Annotated in this window: 14 protein-coding genes and 3 pseudogenes; all 17 read left to right on the top strand. The window is 69.0% G+C overall.

Annotated elements, in window-relative coordinates:
• Positions 1 to 10 precede the first annotated feature (10 nt).
• The 17 genes and pseudogenes from QQK45_RS02420 (at position 11) to rpsC (ending at position 20363) form a co-directional block, all read left to right on the top strand.
• Entirely contained in the window at positions 11 to 1303 is a 1293-nt protein-coding gene (locus QQK45_RS02420) for an MFS transporter (protein WP_348525124.1), read from the top strand.
• A gap of 282 nt (positions 1304 to 1585) precedes the next feature.
• On the top strand, positions 1586 to 2116 hold the full coding sequence (rplJ, locus tag QQK45_RS02415) for a 50S ribosomal protein L10 (RefSeq protein WP_284291864.1): 531 nt from the start codon (positions 1586 to 1588) through the stop codon (positions 2114 to 2116).
• 101 nt (positions 2117 to 2217) lie between these two features.
• Complete coding sequence (rplL, locus tag QQK45_RS02410) at positions 2218 to 2613, top strand: 50S ribosomal protein L7/L12 (protein WP_284291863.1); 396 nt, start codon at positions 2218 to 2220, stop codon at positions 2611 to 2613.
• Between the two features lie 505 nt (positions 2614 to 3118).
• Positions 3119 to 6627 (top strand): annotated as a pseudogene (gene rpoB, locus QQK45_RS02405) (DNA-directed RNA polymerase subunit beta).
• A gap of 128 nt (positions 6628 to 6755) precedes the next feature.
• Entirely contained in the window at positions 6756 to 10625 is a 3870-nt protein-coding gene (locus QQK45_RS02400; RefSeq protein ID WP_284291862.1) for a DNA-directed RNA polymerase subunit beta', read from the top strand.
• A 462-nt stretch (positions 10626 to 11087) separates the two neighbouring features.
• Entirely contained in the window at positions 11088 to 11462 is a 375-nt protein-coding gene (gene rpsL, locus QQK45_RS02395; RefSeq protein ID WP_036953306.1) for a 30S ribosomal protein S12, read from the top strand.
• Positions 11462 to 11932: a 30S ribosomal protein S7 gene (rpsG, locus tag QQK45_RS02390; protein WP_036953304.1), complete on the top strand. Its 471-nt coding sequence runs from the start codon at positions 11462 to 11464 to the stop codon at positions 11930 to 11932. Before rpsL ends, rpsG begins: the two co-directional genes overlap by 1 nt.
• Before the next feature lie 100 nt (positions 11933 to 12032).
• Positions 12033 to 14150, top strand: coding sequence for an elongation factor G (fusA, locus tag QQK45_RS02385; protein WP_284291861.1), 2118 nt, complete (start codon positions 12033 to 12035; stop codon positions 14148 to 14150).
• A gap of 88 nt (positions 14151 to 14238) precedes the next feature.
• Positions 14239 to 15435 carry an elongation factor Tu gene (gene tuf, locus QQK45_RS02380; protein WP_284291860.1) on the top strand — a complete coding sequence of 399 codons (1197 nt, stop codon included), beginning with the start codon at positions 14239 to 14241 and terminating at the stop codon, positions 15433 to 15435.
• Between the two features lie 469 nt (positions 15436 to 15904).
• Positions 15905 to 16213: a 30S ribosomal protein S10 gene (gene rpsJ / locus QQK45_RS02375; RefSeq protein ID WP_284291859.1), complete on the top strand. Its 309-nt coding sequence runs from the start codon at positions 15905 to 15907 to the stop codon at positions 16211 to 16213.
• A gap of 19 nt (positions 16214 to 16232) precedes the next feature.
• Positions 16233 to 16904 carry a 50S ribosomal protein L3 gene (gene rplC, locus QQK45_RS02370; protein ID WP_284291858.1) on the top strand — a complete coding sequence of 224 codons (672 nt, stop codon included), beginning with the start codon at positions 16233 to 16235 and terminating at the stop codon, positions 16902 to 16904.
• A gap of 5 nt (positions 16905 to 16909) precedes the next feature.
• Positions 16910 to 17611 (top strand): 50S ribosomal protein L4, encoded by a 702-nt coding sequence (gene rplD / locus QQK45_RS02365; protein WP_284291857.1) that lies wholly within the window; start codon positions 16910 to 16912, stop codon positions 17609 to 17611.
• Positions 17608 to 17898, top strand: a complete 291-nt coding sequence (rplW, locus tag QQK45_RS02360) for a 50S ribosomal protein L23 (RefSeq protein ID WP_036953293.1) — start codon at positions 17608 to 17610, stop codon at positions 17896 to 17898. The genes rplD and rplW overlap by 4 nt, the downstream gene beginning before the upstream one ends.
• A 32-nt stretch (positions 17899 to 17930) precedes the next feature.
• Positions 17931 to 18766 (top strand): annotated as a pseudogene (gene rplB, locus QQK45_RS02355) (50S ribosomal protein L2).
• A gap of 14 nt (positions 18767 to 18780) precedes the next feature.
• Positions 18781 to 19061: pseudogene (gene rpsS / locus QQK45_RS02350) on the top strand (30S ribosomal protein S19).
• Between the two features lie 88 nt (positions 19062 to 19149).
• Positions 19150 to 19521 (top strand): 50S ribosomal protein L22, encoded by a 372-nt coding sequence (gene rplV, locus QQK45_RS02345; RefSeq protein ID WP_036953287.1) that lies wholly within the window; start codon positions 19150 to 19152, stop codon positions 19519 to 19521.
• A complete protein-coding gene (gene rpsC / locus QQK45_RS02340; RefSeq protein WP_284291856.1) occupies positions 19521 to 20363 on the top strand; it encodes a 30S ribosomal protein S3 in 843 nt (280 codons plus the stop codon). Before rplV ends, rpsC begins: the two co-directional genes overlap by 1 nt.
• Position 20364: the final 1 nt, after the last annotated feature.

Below are 20364 nucleotides of genomic sequence, written 5' to 3'. Positions count from 1 at the left end.
GCCTCGGGCCGTGCGCGTGCGACGTGGGGGATCTTTCGGTCGGCTGTGGTCGTCCATGATGGCCGGCTACCTGGGCGACGCGCTCCTCTGGACGGCTGCGCCGCTGCTCGCGGTGCGCCTCACGCAGGACCCGTTCGCCGTGTCGGCGATCTCCGCGGCGTCCTACCTCCCGTGGCTGCTGTGCGGCGTCGCGGCGGGTGTCGCCGCCGACCGCTTCGACCGTCGTCGGCTCCTCGGCGCCACCAACCTCGCGCGGGCTGCCGTCCTGGTCGCGGCGGCGGCACTGGTCGCAGCGGGTCGCATGCCCGTGTGGGGCCTCGTCGCGCTGATCTTCGTGGTCGGGGTCCTCGAGACGCTCGTGGAGGAGGCGAACCAGGCGCTCCTGCCACGCGTCGTCGACGTCGCGGGGCGTGACGCCGCCAACTCCCGGGTCGCTGCGGGCACCCAGGTGGCGCAAGGGCTCGTGGCGCCGTCGGCGGCGGCCGCTCTCCTCGCGCTGGCCACCGTGGCGCCCTTTCTCGTCTCCGGCGCAGCCTTCGCGGTCGCCGGTGGCCTGGCCCTGCTCCTGCCGCGCGCGACCGGACCCGCGGAGGCGTCGTCGACGCGGACGGCGGAGGACGGGTTCTTCCGCCAGCTCGACGACGGCGCCCGCTTCCTCTGGCGCGACCGGCCGCTCCGCACGCTCCTGGTCGTGACGACCGGCTCCGCGACCTGCCTGACGCTCGCGCAGGCGGCGCTGGTCGTCTTCCTGGTGCGCACGTTGCGTGTCCCCGACGCGACGGTCGGGCTGTTCCTCGCCGTCGGGGCACTCGGGAGCGTGGCGGCGTCCGTCCTGCTCGCGCGGGTCGTGCGCCGGGTCGGCCGGCCCTGGGTCATGGCAGGGTCGGCGGTCCTGTGCGGCCCCTTGCTGGTCGTGACGGGCCTCGCTCCGGCGTCGGTCGCCGGCGTGGTCGTGGCGGCCCTGGCGTTCGCCGGCATGACGCTCGGCGTGACCGTCTGGAACTCGCTGTCGGCCTCCGTGCGCCAGCGCCGCGTCCCGGACGAGCAGCTGGGAAGGGTCTCCGGCACGTGGCGGACCGTCTGCTGGGTCCTCGTGCCGCTCGTGACCCTCGTGGGCGGCGTGCTGTCGCGGATCGACCTCCGGCTCCCGCTGGTCCTCGGGGGTGGGCTCGCGACGGTCCTCGCGGCCCTCACCGCCCGTCCGGTGGCGCGCGCCGTGGGTGCCGCGGAAGACGCGCCCGCCGCGGCTCCCGTGGATGACGGGACGTCCGGCGAGCCCGAGCTCGTCGGCGCCGCTCCCTGACCGGGGTGTCCGGCGCAGTTTGGCCGTGGTCGCCGCGTGCCCTACCATGGACGGGTACCCAAGACCGCAGGTCGTCGACGCCTGCCCGGAACCCGGTTCGCCGGGGGCACGGGAAGACGTCACCGAAGTCCCGCTCTCGAGCGGAGGCCGGCGCAGGTGCGAGCCTCATGACCAGTCCACGGACGCCGGTCGTTCCTGAGAGCCCCGCCCTGCGCGGGGCTCTTCTCGTTTCCCGAGGTTCTCGGCACGGCGCGCTGCGGCACCACCATCGGAAGGATTGCCATGGCGAGGCCGGACAAGGCAGCCGCAGTTGCCGAGCTCACGGACGCGTTCCGCGAGTCGAACGCTGCCGTGCTGACCGAGTACCGCGGGCTCACCGTCGCGCAGCTCAAGACGCTGCGTCGGTCGCTCAGCGGCAACGCAACCTACGCCGTGGTGAAGAACACGCTGACCGCCATCGCGGCCAAGGAGGCCGGGGTCGACATCGCCGACACCGACCTCGCCGGCCCGTCGGCGATCGCCTTCGTGACCGGTGACCCGGTCGAGGCGGCCAAGGGTCTGCGTGACTTCGCCAAGGCGAACCCCGCGCTCGTCATCAAGGGTGGTGTCCTCGACGGACGCCCCCTGACGAGCGACGAGGTCACCAAGCTCGCGGACCTCGAGTCCCGCGAGGTCCTGCTGGCCAAGGCGGCCGGCGCGATGAAGGCCAAGCTGTTCCAGGCTGCTTACGTCTTCACCGCGAACACCGCCCAGGCCGCCCGCGTCATCGATGCCCTGCGTCAGAAGCAGGAATCGGAGGGCGCTGCCGCCTGATCCGTGCACCCGCACGGACCAGCTCAGCGCACGCACAACCCCTGCTTCTGGCGGGCCCGGCACCGGGCCGCTGACGAGCACTGAACGAAAGGAACGCCATCATGGCGAAGCTCAGCACCGACGAGCTCATCGAGCAGTTCAAGGGCCTGACCCTCATCGAGCTCAACGAGTTCGTGAAGGCCTTCGAGGAGACCTTCGAGGTCACCGCCGCCGCCCCCGCCGCCGTCGCGGTTGCCGCCCCCGCCGCCGGCGGTGCCGGTGGCGACGCCGCCGCCGAGGAGGAGAAGGACGAGTTCGACGTCATCCTCGAGGCCGCCGGCGACAAGAAGATCCAGGTCATCAAGGAGGTGCGCGCCCTCACGTCCCTCGGCCTGAAGGAGGCCAAGGACCTCGTGGACGGCGCCCCGAAGCCCGTCCTGGAGGGTGCGAACAAGGAGACCGCGGAGAAGGCCAAGGCTGCCCTCGAGGGCGCCGGCGCCACCGTCACCCTCAAGTGATCACTCCTTCGTGATCTCGGCCCCGCGACCGGGGCCACCTGAGGGCGGTTCGCGAACCGTCGCACGAGGCCCCCACCCGTCCGGGTGGGGGCCTCGTCGTGTACGCGGCCGGGCGCCGTCGTGCACAACCGGGCGTGGCCGACTTCACGAACCGGGGGCGGTGTGCCACGATGTCGGGGCCGGCACGGCCTGGCGCACCAGCAGGACAGCGACGTGCGGCCGGGCCGGCGGCAGGAGACACGGAGGACGTGGGGGCGTCATCGCGGTCGGGTACCGTCGGCGAACACCGTGGTTGATGCGTCGGGCGATGGTGCCCGACGACAGGGGCTGGACCTGGAGGCAACTTCCGGGTATGCTAGCGCTTTGCGCTGTCCTGTGCCCCCGATCTCAGATACCCCTCGACCTCCCGGCGACGTACGTGCGCGTCGCGCTGCGGTCGAGGCGGCGGTGATCGATCCCGGCCCGGCGGTGCAGCGTTCTTTCGATCTGCAGGGAAGGACCCCTCTTGGCTGCCTCGCGCACCCCTTCTGCTCCGTCCGCTGACGCCATCGCGAACCGAACCGCCTCCCCCGCGTCTCCTTCGCCAAGATCTACGAGCCCCTCGGTGTGCCCGACCTGCTCGGTCTTCAGACCGACAGCTTCGACTGGCTCCTGGGCAACCCGAAGTGGCAGGCGCGTGTCGCCGCCGCTGCCGAGGCCGGGCGTCAGGACGTCCCGGACACCTCCGGCCTCGAGGAGATCTTCGAGGAGATCTCGCCGATCGAGGACTTCGGCCAGACGATGTCCCTCTCCTTCTCCAACCACCGCTTCGAGCCGCCCAAGTACACGGCGGACGAGTGCAAGGAGAAGGACTTCACGTACGCCGCGCCGCTCTTCGTCACCGCCGAGTTCGTCAACTACACGACCGGTGAGATCAAGAGCCAGACCGTCTTCATGGGCGACTTCCCGCTCGCGAGCGAGCGCGGCACGTTCATCATCAACGGGACCGAGCGTGTCGTCGTCTCGCAGCTCGTCCGCTCCCCGGGCGTGTACTTCGAGCGCGTCGCGGACAAGACGAGCGACCGCGACATCTTCAGCGCGAAGGTCATCCCGTCGCGCGGCGCCTGGCTGGAGTTCGAGATCGACAAGCGTGACGCCGTCGGCGTGCGCGTCGACCGCAAGCGCAAGCAGTCCGTCACCGTCCTCCTCAAGGCGCTCGGCATGACCGAGTCGGAGATCCGCGACGAGTTCGCGCAGTTCCCGTCCGTCCTCGACACCCTCGAGAAGGACCACGTCCACACCCAGGATGAGGCGCTGCTGGACCTCTACCGCAAGATCCGCCCGGGCGAGCCCCCGACCGTCGAGGCCGGCCGCGCGCTGCTCGAGAACTTCTACTTCAACCCGAAGCGCTACGACCTCGCGAAGGTCGGCCGCTACAAGCTGAACAAGAAGCTCGGCGTCGACGTCCCGCTCGCCGACTCCACGCTGTCCCAGGCCGACGTCGTCGCGACCATCAAGTACCTGGCCGCGCTGCACGCCGACGTCGCGACCCTCCCGGGCCAGCGGGGCGGCGAGGCCGTCGAGGTCCGCGTCGAGGCGGACGACATCGACCACTTCGGCAACCGTCGCATCCGCGCCGTCGGCGAGCTCATCCAGAACCAGGTCCGTACGGGCCTGTCCCGGATGGAGCGCGTCGTGCGCGAGCGCATGACGACGCAGGACGTCGAGGCGATCACGCCGCAGACGCTGATCAACATCCGCCCCGTCGTGGCCTCCATCAAGGAGTTCTTCGGGACGAGCCAGCTGTCGCAGTTCATGGACCAGAACAACCCGCTCGCTGGCCTGACGCACAAGCGGCGTCTGTCGGCCCTCGGCCCGGGTGGTCTGTCCCGCGACCGCGCCGGCATGGAGGTCCGTGACGTCCACCCGTCGCACTACGGCCGCATGTGCCCGATCGAGACCCCGGAAGGCCCGAACATCGGCCTGATCGGCTCGCTCGCCTCGTACGGGCGGATCAACCCGTTCGGCTTCATCGAGACGCCCTACCGCCGGGTCATCAACGGCCGGGTCACCGACGACGTCGAGTACCTGACCGCGGACGACGAGGACCGGCACGTCATCGCCCAGGCGAACACGCCGCTCGCGGCCGACGGCACGTTCGTCACCGACCGCGTCCTCGTGCGCATCAAGGGTGGGGAGACCGACGACGTCCTCGCGACGAACGTCGACTACATGGACGTCTCGCCGCGCCAGATGGTGTCGGTCGCGACCGCGCTCATCCCGTTCCTCGAGCACGACGACGCGAACCGCGCGCTCATGGGCGCGAACATGCAGCGCCAGGCCGTGCCGCTCGTGCGCTCCGAGCTGCCGCTCGTGGGCACCGGCATGGAGCGTCGTGCCGCCGTCGACGCGGGCGACGTCATCGTGGCGACCAAGCCCGGTGTCGTGTCCGAGGTGTCGGCCGACCTGGTCACCGTCATCAACGACGACGGCACCACGTCGACGTACCGGGCGCAGAAGTTCCAGCGCTCCAACCAGGGCACGAGCTACAACCAGCGCGTGATCGTGGACGAGGGCCAGCGCGTCGAGGTCGGCTCGGTGCTCGGCGACGGCCCGGCGACGGACGAGGGCGAGCTCGCGCTCGGCCGCAACCTGCTCGTCGCGTTCATGTCGTGGGAGGGCCACAACTACGAGGACGCGATCATCCTCAGCCAGCGCCTCGTGCAGGACGACGTCCTGTCCTCGATCCACATCGAGGAGCACGAGGTCGACGCGCGCGACACCAAGCTCGGCCCGGAGGAGATCACGCGGGACATCCCGAACGTCTCCGAGGAGGCCCTGGCGGACCTCGACGAGCGCGGGATCATCCGCATCGGCGCCGAGGTCGCGGCCGGCGACATCCTGGTCGGCAAGGTCACGCCCAAGGGCGAGACCGAGCTGACCCCGGAGGAGCGACTGCTTCGTGCGATCTTCGGCGAGAAGGCGCGCGAGGTCCGTGACACGTCCCTCAAGGTGCCCCACGGCGAGTCGGGCACGGTCATCGGCGTGCGCGAGTTCAACCGCGAGGACGGCGACGAGCTGCCCGCCGGCGTGAACCAGCTGGTCCGCGTGTACATCGCCCAGCGGCGCAAGATCACGGACGGCGACAAGCTCGCCGGCCGTCACGGCAACAAGGGCGTCATCTCGAAGATCCTGCCGGTCGAGGACATGCCGTTCCTCGCCGACGGGACGCCGGTGGACGTCATCCTCAACCCGCTCGGCGTGCCCGGTCGTATGAACGTCGGCCAGGTGCTCGAGACCCACCTCGGGTGGGTCGCCAAGCAGGGCTGGGACATCTCGCTCGCCGAGGGCGACGACCTGTCCTGGCGCGAGGACGTCCCCGAGATCGCGGCGAAGGCGGAGCCCAACACGCCCGTCGCGACCCCGGTGTTCGACGGCCTGCAGGAGAACGCGCTCACGGGTCTGCTGTCGACCACGCTGCCGAACCGCGACGGTGTCCGCACCGTGGGCGGCGACGGCAAGGCGCAGCTCTTCGACGGCCGCTCCGGCGAGCCGTTCCCGGCGCCCGTCTCGGTCGGCTACATGTACATCCTGAAGCTGCACCACCTGGTGGACGACAAGATCCACGCGCGCTCGACGGGTCCGTACTCGATGATCACGCAGCAGCCGCTCGGTGGTAAGGCGCAGTTCGGCGGACAGCGTTTCGGCGAGATGGAGGTGTGGGCGCTCGAGGCCTACGGCGCGGCGTACACGCTGCAGGAGCTCCTCACCATCAAGTCCGACGACGTCCCCGGCCGTGTGAAGGTGTACGAGGCCATCGTCAAGGGCGAGAACATCCCCGACTCGGGCATCCCGGAGTCCTTCAAGGTGCTCCTCAAGGAGATGCAGTCGCTGTGCCTGAACGTGGAGGTCCTCTCCTCGGACGGCACCACGGTCGAGATGCGCGAGTCCGACGACGAGGTGTACCGCGCCGCGGAGGAGCTCGGGATCGACCTGTCGCGTCGCCCGAACGCCTCCAGCGTCGAAGAGATCTGACGAACGCGACCCGGCCGTGCGCCGTCCTGCACGACGCCGGCCGGGCCGCCCCCACCGCTCCAGACATTCCCTGCACTGTTCACCACCGGGGCCACGGCCCCACGGTGAGACGAAGGAAGTAGGAAACCTTGCTCGACGTCAACGTCTTCGACGAGCTGCGCATCGGCCTGGCCACGGCCGACGACATCCGTGCCTGGTCGCACGGCGAGGTCAAGAAGCCCGAGACCATCAACTACCGCACCCTCAAGCCCGAGAAGGACGGACTCTTCTGCGAGAAGATCTTCGGCCCCACCCGGGACTGGGAGTGCTACTGCGGCAAGTACAAGCGCGTGCGCTTCAAGGGCATCATCTGCGAGCGCTGCGGCGTCGAGGTGACGCGCTCGAAGGTCCGCCGTGAGCGCATGGGCCACATCGAGCTCGCCGCGCCCGTCACGCACATCTGGTTCTTCAAGGGTGTGCCGAGTCGCCTCGGCTACCTGCTGGACCTCGCCCCGAAGGACCTGGAGAAGGTCATCTACTTCGCGGCCTACATGATCACGTGGGTCGACGTCGAGGGCCGCCAGGAAGACCTCCCGAACCTCCAGAACGAGATCGACCTGGAGCGCAAGGAGATCGAGAACCGGCGCGACAACGACATCAACACCCGCGCCACCAAGCTCGAGGCCGACCTGGCCGAGCTCGAGGCCGAGGGTGCCAAGGCCGACGCGCGCCGCAAGGTCCGCGACTCGGCCGAGCGCGAGATGGCGCAGATCCGCAAGCGTTCCGACGCGGAGCTCGACCGCCTCGACCAGGTGTGGGACCGGTTCAAGAACCTCAAGGTCGCCGACCTCGAGGGCGACGAGCTGCTCTACCGCCAGCTCCAGGACCGTTACGGCAGCTACTTCGAGGGCTCGATGGGCGCCGCGGCGATCCAGAAGCGCCTCGAGAGCTTCGACCTGGACGCCGAGGCGGAGTCGCTGCGCGAGATCATCCGCACCGGCAAGGGCCAGCGCAAGACCCGCGCCCTCAAGCGCCTCAAGGTCGTCAACGCGTTCCTCACGACCACCAACTCGCCCACGGCGATGGTGCTCGACGCCGTCCCGGTCATCCCGCCGGACCTGCGCCCGATGGTGCAGCTCGACGGTGGCCGGTTCGCGACGTCGGACCTCAACGACCTGTACCGCCGCGTCATCAACCGCAACAACCGCCTGAAGCGTCTGCTCGACCTCGGTGCGCCCGAGATCATCGTGAACAACGAGAAGCGCATGCTCCAGGAGGCCGTGGACTCGCTCTTCGACAACGGTCGCCGCGGCCGCCCGGTCACGGGCCCCGGCAACCGTCCGCTGAAGTCGATCTCGGACATGCTCAAGGGCAAGCAGGGCCGGTTCCGCCAGAACCTGCTCGGCAAGCGCGTCGACTACTCGGGCCGTTCGGTCATCGTCGTCGGCCCGCAGCTCAAGCTGCACCAGTGCGGCCTGCCGAAGCAGATGGCGCTCGAGCTGTTCAAGCCGTTCGTCATGAAGCGTCTGGTGGACCTCAACCACGCGCAGAACATCAAGTCCGCGAAGCGCATGGTCGAGCGTGCCCGCCCGGTCGTGTGGGACGTGCTCGAAGAGGTCATCACCGAGCACCCGGTGCTGCTGAACCGTGCGCCCACGCTGCACCGTCTCGGCATCCAGGCGTTCGAGCCGCAGCTCGTCGAGGGCAAGGCCATCCACCTGCACCCGCTCGTATGCGCCGCGTTCAACGCGGACTTCGACGGCGACCAGATGGCGGTCCACCTGCCCCTGTCGGCGGAGGCGCAGGCCGAGGCCCGCGTGCTCATGCTGTCGAGCAACAACATCCTGAAGCCGTCGGACGGCCGTCCGGTCACCATGCCCTCGCAGGACATGATCATCGGTCTGTTCCACCTGACGAACGAGCACCAGGGCGCCGAGGGCGAGGGCCGGGCGTTCAGCTCGGTCGCCGAGGCGATCATGGCGTTCGACCAGGGCACGCTCGACCTCAACTCCGAGATCAAGCTGCGGATCCCGGACCTGGTCCTGGACCCGGCGACGGCGCCCGAGGGCTACGTGCCCGGCGAGCCGTTCCTGTACACGACGACGCTCGGCCGCGCGATCTTCAACGACACGCTGCCGGTCGACTACCCGTACGTGAACGAGATCGTCGACAAGAAGCGTCTGTCGACGATCGTGAACGAGCTCGCGGAGCGCTACCCCAAGGTGGACGTGGCCGCGTCGCTCGACGCGCTCAAGGAGGCCGGCTTCCGCTGGGCCACCCGTTCGGGTGTCACCATCGCGATCTCCGACGTCGCGACGCCGTCCGAGAAGCCGGCGATCCTCGCCGAGCACGAGGAGCGTGCGCTCAAGGTCCAGCAGCAGTACGACAAGGGTCTGATCACCGACGACGAGCGCCGTCAGGAGCTCATCGAGATCTGGACCCAGGCCACCGACAAGGTCGCGACGGCGATGCGGGAGTCCTTCCCGGAGCGCAACACGGTCTTCACGATGGTCGGCTCGGGTGCGCGTGGTAACTGGATGCAGGTGCGTCAGATCGCCGGTATGCGCGGTCTCGTGGCGAACCCGAAGGGCGAGATCATCCCGCGCCCGATCAAGTCCAACTACCGCGAGGGCCTGTCCGTCCTCGAGTACTTCATCGCGACCCACGGTGCCCGCAAGGGCCTCGCGGACACCGCGCTGCGTACCGCGGACTCCGGCTATCTCACGCGTCGTCTCGTCGACGTGTCGCAGGACGTCATCATCCGTGAGGACGACTGCGGCACCGAGCGCGGGCTCCCGCTGCCGGTCGCCGAGAAGGTCGGCGACACCCTGGTCCGCCACCCCAAGGTGGAGACCAGCGTGTACGCGCGCAGCCTCGCCTCGGACGTCGAGGACGCCGACGGCAACGTCGTCGCCCACGCGGGCGAGGACGTCGGCGACGTGCTCATCGAGCGCCTCCTCGAGGCCGGGGTCACGGAGGTCAAGGTCCGTTCGGTCCTGACCTGCGAGTCCCGCGTCGGCACGTGCGCGAAGTGCTACGGCCGCTCGCTCGCGACCGGCAAGCTCGTCGACATCGGCGAGGCCGTCGGCATCATCGCGGCGCAGTCGATCGGTGAGCCCGGCACGCAGCTGACGATGCGCACGTTCCACACGGGTGGTGTCGCCTCCGCGGAGGACATCACGCAGGGTCTGCCGCGTGTCACCGAGCTCTTCGAGGCCCGGACCCCGAAGGGCGAGAGCCCCATCGCGGAGTTCTCGGGTCGCGTCGCGATCGACGACACCGAGCGCACCCGCCGGATCGTGCTCACGCCCGACGACGGCTCCGAGGAGATCGCCTACGCCGTCAGCAAGCGCTCGCGCCTGCTGGTGAACGACAGCGACCACGTCGAGGTCGGCACCCAGCTCGTCCAGGGCGCCGTCGACCCGAAGAAGGTGCTGCGCATCCTCGGCCCGCGTGCCACGCAGAAGCACCTGGTCGACGAGGTGCAGGAGGTCTACCGCTCCCAGGGCGTGGACATCCACGACAAGCACATCGAGGTCATCGTGCGGCAGATGCTGCGTCGCGTGACCGTGCTCGACTCGGGCGACTCGCAGCTCCTTCCGGGCGAGCTCGCCGAGCGTGCCCGGTTCGAGGACGCGAACCGTCGTGCGGTCGCCGAGGGCGGTCAGCCGGCCTCGGGTCGTCCGGAGCTCATGGGCATCACGAAGGCGTCGCTCGCGACCGACTCGTGGCTGTCCGCGGCCTCCTTCCAGGAGACCACGCGCGTCCTCACGGAGGCGTCCATGAGCGGTCGTCGTGACCCGCTGCTGGGCCTCAAGGAGAACGTCATCCTCGGTAAGCTCATCCCCGCCGGCACGGGTCTCCCGCGCTACCGCGACGTGGACGTCGAGCCGACCGAGCAGGCGCGCGCCGAGCTGTTCCCGACGTTCGGGTACGACGAGATCGACTTCTCGCCGCTCGGCATGGGCACGGGCGAGGCGATCCCGCTCGACGACATCGACTTCGGCGACTTCCGCTGACGTCGACCCGTCATCACCCCGAGGGGCCTGCCGCGTGCGGTGGGCCCCTCGGGCGCGTCCGGGGAGCTCCCGGACGCCGGACGCGCGTGCACGTGCCGCCCGCCGTCGGGTAGGGTTTCCCGCTCTTTGACGCGGCTTGCACGGGCACGTAGACTTGACGACTGTTGCCCGCGCCGTCGGGCCTGCTCTGATGCACCAGGGTGATCGGGACGATCTCGTATCGGTCCCTGACCGCCCGCCGACCCCGTCGGCGGCACCCGGTGCCCACTCGGATCTAGGCCTGATGTGAGCGCGCGGGCGATCTGCTCCGCCGGCCTGGCCGTCGCGGACAGACCATCGGGCCGGTGGAAAGTGGCTGTAGCAGCACCTGAGGTGCTGCTGGCGCCTCTGCTGCCGGCGCCCCAGACACAGACCACTGTCGAGGCAGCCGCCTCGAGCAGCTCGAGAAGACACGGAGACGTAGTGCCTACGATCCAGCAGCTCGTCCGCAAGGGGCGGACATCGAAGGCGTCGAAGTCCAAGACGCCCGCGCTCAAGGGTTCGCCCCAGCGCCGCGGTGTGTGCACGCGTGTGTACACCACCACCCCGAAGAAGCCGAACTCCGCGCTCCGCAAGGTCGCGCGCGTCAAGCTGTCCTCGGGCATCGAGGTCACGGCCTACATCCCCGGCGTCGGCCACAACCTGCAGGAGCACTCCATCGTGCTCGTCCGCGGTGGCCGTGTGAAGGACCTCCCGGGTGTCCGCTACAAGATCGTGCGCGGCGCGCTCGACACGCAGGGCGTGAAGAACCGCAAGCAGGCGCGCAGCCGCTACGGCGCGAAGAAGGAGAAGGCCTGATGCCTCGTAAGGGTCCGGCCCCCAAGCGGCCGCTCGTCGTCGACCCCGTCTACGGGTCGCCCATCGTCACCCAGCTCGTCAACAAGGTCCTGCGCGACGGCAAGAAGTCGACCGCCGAGGCCATCGTCTACGGCGCCCTCGAGGGCGTCCGGGCGAAGACCGACCAGGACCCGGTCGTCGTGCTCAAGCGCGCGCTCGACAACGTGCGTCCGGCGCTCGAGGTCAAGTCCCGCCGCGTCGGCGGTGCGACCTACCAGGTCCCGATCGAGGTCCGTCCCGCGCGTTCCACCACGCTCGCGCTGCGCTGGCTCACCGACTACTCGCGCGCTCGTCGCGAGAAGACGATGACCGAGCGCCTGACGAACGAGATCCTCGACGCCTCGAACGGCCTCGGTGCCGCGGTAAAGCGCCGCGAGGACATGCACAAGATGGCCGACTCGAACAAGGCCTTCGCGCACTACCGCTGGTAGTCCGCCCCGCGGCCCCGGCAACGCCGGGGCCGGGGAGGCTCCCGCACCATGCCGGCAGCTGCGCCCCCGCACCCACCCACGATCCAAGGGGTAAGACACCGTGGCACTTGACGTGCTGACCGACCTGAACAAGGTCCGCAACATCGGCATCATGGCGCACATCGATGCCGGCAAGACGACGACGACCGAGCGCATCCTGTACTACACGGGCGTCAACTACAAGATCGGCGAGACGCACGACGGTGCCTCGACGACCGACTGGATGGAGCAGGAGCAGGAGCGTGGCATCACGATCACGTCCGCTGCTGTGACCGCGTTCTGGAACAAGGGCAAGTCGAACGAGACGCAGATCAACGTCATCGACACGCCCGGTCACGTGGACTTCACGGTCGAGGTCGAGCGCTCGCTGCGCGTCCTCGACGGCGCGGTCGCCGTCTTCGACGGCAAGGAGGGCGTGGAGCCCCAGTCCGAGACGGTGTGGCGCCAGGCGGACAAGTACGAGGTCCCGCGCATCTGCTTCGTCAACAAGATGGACAAGCTCGGCGCCGACTTCTACTTCACCGTCGACACGATCGTCAACCGCCTCAAGGCGAAGCCGCTGGTCATCCAGCTCCCGATCGGGTCCGAGAACGACTTCATCGGCGTCGTCGACCTGGTCGAGATGCGTGCGCTCGTGTGGCGTGGCGAGACCCAGATGGGCGCCAAGTACGAGATCGAGGAGATCCCGGCCGACCTCGCGGAGAAGGCCGAGCAGTACCGCTCGGAGCTCCTGGAGGCCGTCGCCGAGGCCGACGACGAGCTGCTCGAGAAGTTCCTCGGCGGCGAGGAGCTGACGATCCCCGAGATCAAGGCGGGGATCCGCAAGCTCACGATCGCCGGCGACGCGTTCCCGGTCCTGTGCGGCTCGGCGTTCAAGAACAAGGGCGTCCAGCCCATGCTCGACGCCGTGGTCGACTACCTCCCGTCGCCGCTCGACGTCCCGGCCATCCAGGGCCACGACGTCAAGGACCCCGAGGTCGTCATCGAGCGTCACGCGGACGCCACGGAGCCGTTCTCGGCCCTCGCGTTCAAGATCGCCGCGCACCCGTTCTTCGGCAAGCTCACCTTCATCCGCGTCTACTCGGGCAAGGTGACGCAGGGCGCCCAGGTCGTGAACTCGACCAAGGGCAAGAAGGAGCGCATCGGGAAGATCTTCCAGATGCACGCCAACAAGGAGAACCCCGTCGACGAGGCGACCGCCGGTCACATCTACGCGTTCATCGGTCTCAAGGACGTCACCACCGGTGACACCCTGTCCGACCCGAACGCGCAGGTCATCCTCGAGTCGATGACGTTCCCGGAGCCGGTCATCGACGTGGCCATCGAGCCGAAGACGAAGGCCGACCAGGAGAAGCTCTCGACGGCGATCCAGAAGCTCGCCGAGGAGGACCCGACGTTCCGCGTCCGCCTGGACGACGAGACCGGCCAGACCGTCATCGGCGGCATGGGCGAGCTCCACCTCGACATCCTCGTGGACCGCATGCGCCGCGAGTTCAAGGTCGAGGCGAACGTCGGCAAGCCGCAGGTCGCGTACCGCGAGACCATCCGCCGCACGGTGGAGAAGGTCGACTACACGCACAAGAAGCAGACCGGTGGTTCGGGCCAGTTCGCCAAGGTCCAGGTGACCTTCGAGCCGCTCGACACGTCCGAGGGCGAGCTCTACGAGTTCAACAACGCCGTGACGGGTGGTCGCATCCCGCGCGAGTACATCCCCTCCGTCGACGCCGGCATCCAGTCCGCGCTGCAGCAGGGTGTCCTCGCGGGCTTCCCGCTCGTGGGCGTCAAGGCCACGCTGCTCGACGGGGCGTACCACGAGGTCGACTCGTCCGAGATGGCGTTCAAGATCGCCGGCTCGATGGTCCTCAAGGAGGGCGTCAAGCGGGCGGACCCGGCTCTGCTCGAGCCGATCATGGCCGTCGAGGTGCGTACGCCCGAGGAGTACATGGGTGACGTCATCGGCGACATCAACTCGCGTCGCGGCATGATCCAGTCGATGGAGGACGCCACCGGCGTCAAGGTCGTCCGTGCCCAGGTGCCGCTGTCGGAGATGTTCGGCTACATCGGGGACCTGCGTTCCAAGACGCAGGGCCGCGCGGTGTACTCGATGCAGTTCGACAGCTACGCCGAGGTTCCTCGGAACGTCGCGGACGAGATCATCAAGAAGACCCGGGGCGAGTGAGTCCCCACAGGTCGACCACCTAGAATCACCACATCAACCTGTAGCGACGCGCTCCGGCGCACCTACCCCGAGTCCCAGGAGGACCCCAGTGGCTAAGGCCAAGTTCGAGCGGACCAAGCCGCACGTCAACATCGGCACGATCGGTCACGTCGACCACGGCAAGACGACGCTGACGGCGGCCATCTCGAAGACGCTCGCGGACACGTACCCCGACCTGCCGGCGAACGTGCAGCGCAACTTCGACGAGATCGACGCGGCGCCCGAGGAGAAGCAGCGCGGCATCACGATCAACATCGCGCACATCGAGTACGAGACGCCGAAGCGCCACTACGCGCACGTCGACGCCCCGGGTCACGCCGACTACATCAAGAACATGATCACCGGTGCCGCCCAGATGGACGGCGCGATCCTGGTGGTCGCCGCGACCGACGGCCCGATGGCCCAGACGCGTGAGCACGTCCTGCTCGCCCGCCAGGTCGGCGTGCCCTACCTGCTCGTGGCGCTCAACAAGGCCGACATGGTCGACGACGAGGAGATCCTCGAGCTCGTCGAGATGGAGGTCCGTGAGCTCCTCTCCTCGCAGGGCTTCGACGGTGACGACGCGCCGGTCGTGCGCGTCTCGGGTCTGAAGGCGCTCGAGGGCGACCCCGAGTGGACCAAGAAGGTCCTGGAGCTCATGGAGGCCGTGGACGAGAACGTTCCCGAGCCCGTCCGCGAGCTCGACAAGCCGTTCCTCATGCCGATCGAGGACGTCTTCACGATCACCGGTCGTGGCACCGTCGTCACCGGCAAGGTCGAGCGTGGCACGCTCGCCATCAACTCCGAGGTCGAGATCGTCGGCATCCGCCCGGCGCAGAAGACCACGGTCACCGGTATCGAGACGTTCCACAAGCAGATGGACGAGGCGCAGGCCGGCGACAACACCGGTCTCCTGCTCCGCGGCATCAAGCGCGAGGACGTCGAGCGCGGCCAGGTCGTCGTGAAGCCGGGTTCGATCACGCCGCACACCAACTTCGAGGCTCAGGTCTACATCCTGGGCAAGGACGAGGGCGGCCGTCACAACCCGTTCTACTCGAACTACCGTCCGCAGTTCTACTTCCGGACCACGGACGTCACCGGCGTCATCACGCTGCCCGAGGGCACCGAGATGGTCATGCCCGGCGACAACACCGAGATGACGGTCGAGCTCATCCAGCCGATCGCCATGGAGGAGGGCCTCGGCTTCGCCATCCGTGAGGGTGGCCGCACCGTGGGCTCGGGCCGTGTCACCAAGATCCTCAAGTGATCTGAGCTGACCTGCCCGCGCGGGCTCGTCCCGCGCACCCGGTGGTTTCACGAGGGCCCCGGCACCGTCCGTGTGCCGGGGCCCTCGTGCGCCGACGGACGTCACACCACGCCGATTGGCGTCGACGGCGGTCCGTGTGGCAGACTAGTCCAGTTGCCTGTTACAGGTGCGCTCCTTCATGTATCGAACAGTGTGTTGAACCGCGGTGGCGGGTCTCTCTGACCCGGCCGGGCGCCGACTCTGCTGGACGACGCAGATCGAGCCCCGTGGAACACATGTTTCGAGCAGGCGAGCGCACGTTGAGGGACGTCGTCGCAGCCCTGGGCCTGAGCCCGGGGGAGCGTGACACCCGAAAACCACGGCCCCAGTACCCAGGTGGTACGCGCCGAGGTGCGTCGCACTAAGCGACACGCCCGAGCGCGGGGGTCGGACAGACATAGCGGTTCGAGAGAGAGAGTCAGACGACGCCATGGCGGGACAGAAGATCCGCATCCGGCTCAAGTCCTACGACCACGAGGTCATCGACAGTTCGGCGCGCAAGATCGTCGACACGGTGACCCGCGCTGGTGCGACGGTCGTGGGTCCGGTGCCGCTGCCGACCGAGAAGAACGTGTTCGTCGTGATCCGGTCGCCTCACAAGTACAAGGACAGCCGCGAGCACTTCGAGATGCGGACGCACAAGCGTCTCATCGACATCATCGACCCCACGCCGAAGGCGGATGACTCGCTCATGCGACTCGACCTGCCGGCCGACGTGAACATCGAGATCAAGCTCTGAGGCTGGGGAGGAGACGACAATGACCACCCAGCAGAACGAGCGCGCCGTCAAGGCCGTCCTCGGCACCAAGCTCGGCATGACCCAGACCTGGGACGAGAACGGGCGCCTCGTGCCCGTGACCGTCGTCCAGGTCGGTTCGAACGTCGTGACGCAGGTGCGCACGCAGGACGCGGACGGCTACAGCGCCGTCCAGCTCGCCTTCGGCCAGATCGACCCGCGCAAGGTGACGCAGCCCCTCAAGGGCCACTTCGAGAAGGCCGGCGTCACGCCGCGCCGTCACGTCGCCGAGGTCCGCACGCCGGACGCCGCCGAGTACCAGCTCGGCCAGGAGCTCACCGCCGAGGTGTTCGACGCCGGCCAGCTGGTCGACGTCGTGGGCACCACGAAGGGCAAGGGCACCGCGGGCGTCATGAAGCGTCACGGCTTCAAGGGCGTCAGCGCCTCGCACGGTTCGCACCGCAACCACCGCAAGCCCGGCTCGATCGGCGGGGCATCCACCCCGTCGCGCGTCTTCAAGGGCCTGCGCATGGCCGGTCGTATGGGCCACGACCGCCAGACCACCCAGAACCTGACCGTCTACAAGGTCGACGCCGACAAGGGCCTGCTGCTCGTCAAGGGTGCCGTGCCCGGCCCCAAGGGCGGCGTCGTCCTCGTCCGCACCGCGGCCAAGAGCGCCGTGAAGGAGGCCTGACCGTCATGGCCACGCTCACCGTCGACGTCCTGGACCCGAAGGGCAAGAAGGCCGGCACCGCCGACCTTCCCGCCGAGGTGTTCGACGTCCAGACCAACATCCCGCTGATCCACCAGGTGGTCGTCGCGCAGCTCGCCGCGGCCCGCCAGGGCACCCACGACACGAAGTCTCGTGGCGAGGTCTCGGGTGGTGGCCGGAAGCCGTACAAGCAGAAGGGCACCGGCCGCGCCCGTCAGGGCTCGACCCGTGCGCCGCAGTTCGCCGGGGGTGGCGTCGTCCACGGCCCGACCCCGCGCGACTACAGCCAGCGGACGCCCAAGAAGATGAAGTCCGCCGCGCTGCGCGGTGCACTGTCCGACCGCGCCCGCGCGGGTCGCGTGCACGTCGTGACCGGCTTCGGCATCGAGGACGCCCCGTCGACCCGCGCCGCCGTCGCCGTGCTCACGACCGTGTCGTCCCGGCGCCACGTGCTCGTCGTGCACGAGCGTGGCGACGAGCTCGCGGTCAAGTCGCTGCGGAACGTGGAGCAGGTCCACCTGCTCCCGGCCGACCAGCTCAACACGTACGACGTCCTGATCTCGGACGACGTGGTGTTCACCCAGGGTGCGCTCGAGGCGTTCCTCGCCGGCCCGCCCACGGGCCGCTCGGTGAAGGCCGTCGCGTCGGGTTCCGAGGCCGCGGACAACGCTGAGGAGACCGAGAAGTGACCACCGTGCAGAAGGACCCGCGCGACATCCTGATCGCGCCGGTCGTCTCCGAGAAGAGCTACGGGCTCCTGGACGAGGGCAAGTACACGTTCCTCGTGGACCCCCGCGCCAACAAGACCGAGATCAAGATCGCTGTCGAGAAGGTCTTCTCGGTCAAGGTCGCGTCGGTCAACACCATCAACCGCAAGGGCAAGACCCGTCGCACGCGGTTCGGCATCGGCAAGCGCAAGGACACGAAGCGCGCGATCGTCACCCTCCGCGAGGGCACGATCGACATCTTCGGCTGAGCCGGACGAGAGGCAAGTGAGGACAGACCCCGATGGGAATCCGTAAGTACAAGCCGACAACGCCGGGCCGTCGTGGCTCGAGCGTGGCCGACTTCGCCGAGATCACGCGTTCGACGCCCGAGAAGTCGCTCGTCCGTCCGCTCTCCAAGAGCGGCGGCCGCAACAGCTCGGGTCGTATCACGACGCGCCACAAGGGCGGTGGCCACAAGCGCCAGTACCGCGTCATCGACTTCCGTCGCCATGACAAGGACGGCGTGCCGGCCACGGTCGCGCACATCGAGTACGACCCCAACCGCACCGCGCGCATCGCGCTCCTGCACTACGCGGACGGCGAGAAGCGCTACATCATCGCGCCGACCAAGCTGCGTCAGGGCGACCGCATCGAGAACGGTGCGGGCGCGGACATCAAGCCCGGCAACAACCTGCCGCTGCGCAACATCCCGACCGGTACGGTCATCCACGCGATCGAGCTGCGGCCCGGTGGCGGCGCGAAGATCGCCCGTTCGGCCGGCACGAGCGTCCAGCTCGTCGCCAAGGACGGGCCTACGCCCAGCTGCGCATGCCGTCCGGTGAGATCCGCAACGTCGACCTGCGCTGCCGCGCCACGGTCGGCGAGGTGAGCAACGCCGAGCAGTCGAACATCAACTGGGGCAAGGCCGGCCGCATGCGCTGGAAGGGCAAGCGCCCGACCGTCCGTGGTGTCGCCATGAACCCGGTCGACCACCCGCACGGTGGTGGTGAGGGCAAGACGTCCGGTGGACGTCACCCGGTGAGCCCCTGGGGCCAGCCGGAGGGCCGTACCCGCCGTCCCAACAAGCCGAGCGACAAGCTGATCGTCCGCCGTCGCCGCACCGGCAAGAAGCGCTGATAGGAGCCTGACAGATGCCTCGTAGCCTGAAGAAGGGCCCTTCGTCGACGACCACCTTCAGAAGAAGGTGGACGTGCAGAACGAGAAGGGGACCAAGAACGTCATCAAGACGTGGTCCCGTCGGTCGGTCATCACGCCCGACTTCCTCGGCCACACCTTCGCCGTGCACGACGGTCGCAAGCACACCCCGGTGTTCGTCACCGAGGCGATGGTCGGCCACAAGCTCGGCGAGTTCGCGCCCACGCGGACGTTCCGCGGCCACGTGAAGGACGACAAGAAGGGTCGTCGCCGCTGAGCGCAGCGCGCCGGGCCCAGCCCGACGACGCAGCGACAGCGCAGCGACGGACCTGACGGTCGTCGAGAGACAAGAAGGTAGGACAGCAATGGAAGCCAAGGCGCAGGCGCGGTTCGTCCGTGTCACGCCCCAGAAGGCCCGGCGCGTCGTGGACCTCATCCGTGGCAAGCAGGCCTCCGAGGCCGTGGCGGTGCTCAAGTTCGCGCCGCAGGCCGCGAGCGAGCCGGTCCGCAAGGTCGTGGAGTCCGCGATCGCGAACGCACGGGTGAAGGCCGACCGCGCGAGCCAGGCGTTCGACGAGCAGCAGCTCGTCGTGACCGCCGCGTTCGTCGACGAGGGGCCGACGCTCAAGCGGTTCCGTCCGCGGGCGCAGGGTCGTGCGAGCCAGATCCTCAAGCGGACCAGCCACATCACCGTGGTCGTGGCTCCGCGTGACGACGAGAAGGGAAGGGCCCGATAGTGGGACAGAAGGTTCACCCGCTGGGGTACCGACTCGGCATCACCACCGACCACCGGTCGCGCTGGTTCGCCGACAGCACGAAGCCCGGCCAGCGGTACCGCGACTACGTCCAGGAGGACGTGAAGATCCGCAAGCTCATGAGCACGGGTCTCGAGCGCGCGGGCATCGCCAAGGTCGAGATCGAGCGCACGCGTGACCGCGTCCGCGTGGACATCCACACGGCGCGTCCGGGCATCGTCATCGGCCGCCGCGGCGCCGAGGCGGACCGCCTGCGCGGCGAGCTCGAGAAGCTCACCGGCAAGCAGGTCCAGCTCAACATCCTCGAGGTCAAGAACCCCGAGATCGACGCCCAGCTCGTCGCGCAGGGCATCGCCGAGCAGCTCGCGAGCCGTGTGTCGTTCCGTCGTGCGATGCGCAAGGGCATGCAGTCCGCGCAGCGCGCCGGCGCGAAGGGCATCCGCGTGCAGTGCTCGGGTCGTCTGGGCGGCGCCGAGATGAGCCGGTCGGAGTTCTACCGCGAGGGCCGTGTGCCGCTGCACACGCTCCGCGCGAACATCGACTACGGCTTCTACGAGGCCCGCACCACCTTCGGCCGGATCGGCGTGAAGGTGTGGATCTACAAGGGCGACATGACCGAGAAGGAGTTCGCTGCGCAGCAGGCGTCCTCCGCCGGTCGTCCGGCCCGTGGTGGCCGTGGCGAGCGTGGCGGCGACCGTCCGCGCGGCGGCCGTCGTAACGACCGTCCCGCCGCCGGCGCGCCGGCTGCGGCTGAGGCCCCCGCCGCCTCCTCGGCTCCCGCCGAGGCGACGGAGTCGGCCCCCGAGTCCGGAACGGAGGCCTGAG

Origin of the sequence: Luteimicrobium album, assembly GCF_030161555.1 — a bacterium.
GTDB lineage: Bacteria > Actinomycetota > Actinomycetes > Actinomycetales > Cellulomonadaceae > Luteimicrobium > Luteimicrobium album.
The sequence above is the reverse complement of the archived record's forward strand: the minus strand, read 5'-3'. Positions and strand labels throughout refer to the sequence as shown.